This is a genomic window from Kitasatospora sp. NPDC057542 (genome assembly GCF_042801945.1).
GTDB lineage: Bacteria > Actinomycetota > Actinomycetes > Streptomycetales > Streptomycetaceae > Kitasatospora.
Map to the genome: position 1 here is coordinate 1 of NZ_JBHVFE010000674.1, position 3464 is coordinate 3464.

Genomic DNA, 3464 nt, shown 5'->3' on the forward strand with positions numbered 1-3464 from the left:
CTGCACCCGACGTGTCGGGTGCAGCCGGCTCCTGGTCCCGGCGCCCTGGCACCGCGCGGACGGTCAGAGGTCGTGCGCCACGAACTCGGCCACCTGCGTGCCGAGTTGCTGGCCGGCCCGGTTGTCGATGGAGGTGTGCTGACCGGACCAGACCCTGCTGAGCCAGGCTTCGGTGGCGGCGTCCTGGAAGCCGTCGAAGGCTCGGGTGACGCCCTTCGAGGTCACCGTGAACCGGTGCTGCGCACCGTAGAGTCCGGCGAGCGTCGTCGCCGCCGCCTGGCTGAGAGCGCCGTGAGCGCCGGGGTAGGACGGGTCCGGGGCGGTCGGCAGCAGCGGGGTCCAGCCGGGATCGCCCACGATGCCCGGGTTGTCGTGCGAGTCGCCGAGCCGGATCGCGGTCACGGGCCGCCACACGTGGTAGGCGTACTTGGCGTCGTACATCGCGATCGCGGTGTCGGCGAGGGACAGGTCGAGCCGGGCGAAGACCTTCACCGCCTGTTCCAGGCTCGCGTTCTCGGAGGTGACAAGACCCTGCGCGACCTGGTTCCACACGTTCCAGACGGGCGCCGCCGCCCAGAACCTCGCGGCCGCGGTCTGATCGGGAGTGCGGGTGGTACTGGTCTTGCTCCCCAGGCCCTTGACCTCGTTCAAGGCGGCGGCGTACTCGGCGGAGCCCACGGCCGGCGGCGCTGCCGGGCGGAACTGGCTTCCGCTCGTCAGAACGAACGGCTTGACCGAGCCCCAGTTGGTGAAAGCCGGCGTGGGGAAGTCGGGCGGCGTGCGCCGGTAGTCGCCGGGCAGGCCGCCGGGAGTGAACTGCGGCGACTTGGTCGAGGACCCGTCATCGGAGCGCAGACTGATCAGTTGGCGCGCGACCGCTGCTCCCACGCCGATGCCCGCCTGCTTACCCGCGCCGTCGGCGATCGCGGACAACTGGCTGCTCAGCTGCCGGTCCGTGCCTGCCCGCTTGGTGGGGTACAGGGCGACCAGCACATCGTGCGCCGCCTGGTCCGCTGCGACGTCCGCACGTGCGCCCTGAGGTGCCGACACCGAGAACACGTACGGGGGGTCCGCCCGGGTGATCGACACCACCGCGTCGTACTCGGCGGCCTGGAGGAGCGCGAAGCTGCGCGTGGGCTGGACGGTGGGTGGTTGGGCTTTCGGGTCGCCCAGGATGGTGATGAGCGCGCGGTTCCATGCCACGACCGACGTCCCGGACGCGTTGGCGGCGGTGCTCGTGGTCGGTGACAGGGCGTCGATGGTGGTGGAACCGAAGGCCGGGCTGGTGAGTCCGGCCGCCAGCACGGTCCCGGTCAGGACGGCGAGTGTCTTCTGCTTTCCACACATTTCGGTGGCTCCTTCTCGCTGGTGGCGGGCCGTGGCAACAGGTGGCCGTAACGCTTGGACCACTCGGGTGCATCACGTGGGCCGCTGCGGACCCGGACCAGGGAGTACAGGTACATGGGTGTGGGTGTGTGCTCTTTGCTTGTCAGCCCGCGGTGGACGCGGGTGTGGGCCGGTCATTCGCTTGGTGTGTTCGCCGGTAGCTGCCCGCGGGCAGCGCCGGTTGCGACGGCGCAGTCGCTGTTCGTGACGGAGGAACGTACCCCGAGGGGCGGTGGAACCATCCCGGTCATCTCGGCTCACTCCTTGCGGGATGGGGGGAAGGAGGGGATTCCGAGGATCGGCGTTCGTCAGGTTCCACGGGTGCGGAGGGCCGTACGGTTCGGTGCGTAAGCACCTTTTGCGAGATTTCATGGATTAGCGGCATATGCGATGATCGATTTATGCCGTGGAGTCTTCGGAATCGCGGTCCATCGAGTGAGCCGGATCGCTCCGGGAACCGTGTCTCTGGTACGGGGACCATCTCCCGCGCGGACGAGGAACTACTCCGCACGCTGTACGCGGAGCACGCCGGGCCGCTGCTTCACTTCGTCCTGCGACTGACCTCAGGAGACTGGCAATGGGCCGAGGATGTCGTGCAGGAAACACTGCTGCGGGCCTGGCAGCACCCGGCGGCGTTCGACCCCGAGCGCGGACCGGCCCGGGCGTGGCTGTGCACGGTCGCCCGGAACCTGGTCATCGACGCCCAGCGGGCCCGCCGGGCCAGACCGACCGAGGTCGACGGGGAGGCGCTGGAACGGCACGCGGAACGGACGCCCGGAGAGGACGAAATCGAGCAGACGCTGCAAAGCTGGGCGGTGGCCGAGGCCATCCGGACCCTCTCCCCGGAACACCGGGCCGTGCTTCTGGAGACGTACTACAGAGGCCGGACGATGGTCGAGGCCGCGGAGGTGCTCGGCATTCCGGTGGGCACCGTGAAGTCGCGCACGTACTACGCCTTGAAGGCGCTGCGGCTGGCGCTGCAGGAACGAGGCATCGAGCCGTGACAGCGTCGTGGAGGAGGTGCGGACCATGAACGGCGACCATGACGCCATCCGGTGGTCCCTGGGCGGATACGTGCTGGGAACGCTGTCCCCGGCAGAGACGGAACAGGTCCGCGCCCACCTCACAGAATGCGCCGAGTGCCAGGCCGAGCATGCCGAACTGGCGGGACTGCCCTCGCTACTCGCGAGGGTCAGCGAGGCCGAGGCCGCAGGCGAGGCACTGCCCGCGCCCAGCGAGGAACTGGCCGACCGGTTGGTACAGCGGGCCGCCGCACGCGAGCGAGCGCAGCCGGAGCCTGCGGCCGCTGCCGTGCCGGGCGTACCGCAGCGAACCGAGCCGAGCCGGCTCGACCGGCTGCTCCAGCAGGCCGCGTTCCGACGTCGCACCGCCGTGCGGAGGCAACTGGTCGGGGTCGCAGCCGCCGCGACGCTCATCGCTGCGGCAGCGTCGGGCGGTACGTGGCTGGCTACCGTCGCGTCCACGAGCAGCCAGGTGGCACAGCCCGCACCGACGTCACCGGCCCCGGTCCGCACTTTCTCCGGAACCGACCCCACCACCGGCGTGTCCGCCTCGGTTGAGGTCTCGCCCGCTGCCTGGGGCAGCGCCCTGCAGGTCTCGGCGAAGGGAGCGCCCGCCGGGGTCACATGCAGCCTGCAAGCGGTCGGGATCACGGGCACCACAGCGACCGCCGCCACCTGGCAGGCCGGCGAGTACCCAGGCGGCGCCAAGATTTCCGGGACCGTGCCCATGTCCCCAGGAATGATCAGTCACTTCGACATCTACGCCGGCAACGGCCAGAGGCTGCTCACCGTCCCGGCGTGACGCTCCGACCCGGTCGGCACCTCATGGCAGGCCTGTCCCGTAATCGGGTGATGTAGCGGTGGAATAGAGACTCATGCTCGACTCCACAACCGACCGGTAAACGCGAAGAACCCCCATCCGGGACCCGGATGGGGGTTCTTTCTGAAGAATTGTTCGGCAGCGTCCTACTCTCCCACAGGGTCCCCCCTGCAGTACCATCGGCGCTGTAAGGCTTAGCTTCCGGGTTCGGAATGTAACCGGGCGTTTCCCTCACG

At 69.5% G+C, this 3464-nt stretch carries 3 protein-coding genes and 1 rRNA gene; 2 read left to right on the forward strand and 2 right to left on the reverse strand.

Going from position 1 to position 3464, the window contains the following annotated elements; genetic code table 11:
* Nucleotides 1-63 precede the first annotated feature (63 nt).
* Nucleotides 64-1347: a vanadium-dependent haloperoxidase gene (locus tag ACFU7Y_RS41865; RefSeq protein WP_224280315.1), complete on the reverse strand. Its 1284-nt coding sequence runs from the start codon at nt 1345-1347 to the stop codon at nt 64-66.
* A 440-nt stretch (nt 1348-1787) separates the two neighbouring features.
* Between ACFU7Y_RS41865 and ACFU7Y_RS41870 the strand changes: the two genes are divergently transcribed.
* Both ACFU7Y_RS41870 and ACFU7Y_RS41875 read left to right on the forward strand, forming a co-directional pair.
* The gene (locus ACFU7Y_RS41870; protein ID WP_224280317.1) at nt 1788-2390 is read left to right on the forward strand and encodes a sigma-70 family RNA polymerase sigma factor; all 603 of its coding nucleotides are present in this window, start codon (nt 1788-1790) and stop codon (nt 2388-2390) included.
* 25 nt (nt 2391-2415) lie between these two features.
* The gene (locus tag ACFU7Y_RS41875; protein ID WP_380771662.1) at nt 2416-3210 is read left to right on the forward strand and encodes an anti-sigma factor family protein; all 795 of its coding nucleotides are present in this window, start codon (nt 2416-2418) and stop codon (nt 3208-3210) included.
* Nucleotides 3211-3361: 151 nt separating this feature from the next.
* Here the strand turns inward: ACFU7Y_RS41875 and rrf are convergent.
* Nucleotides 3362-3464 (reverse strand): 5S ribosomal RNA (rrf, locus tag ACFU7Y_RS41880); the annotation flags it as partial.

What these genes read in the sequence shown, in the direction of transcription:
- ACFU7Y_RS41865 (WP_224280315.1), bottom strand. Translation starts at nt 1,347, where the DNA reads ATGTGTGGAAAGCAGAAGACACTCGCCGTCCTGACCGGGACCGTGCTG.
- ACFU7Y_RS41870 (WP_224280317.1), top strand. Translation starts at nt 1,788, where the DNA reads ATGCCGTGGAGTCTTCGGAATCGCGGTCCATCGAGTGAGCCGGATCGC.
- ACFU7Y_RS41875 (WP_380771662.1), top strand. Translation starts at nt 2,416, where the DNA reads ATGAACGGCGACCATGACGCCATCCGGTGGTCCCTGGGCGGATACGTG.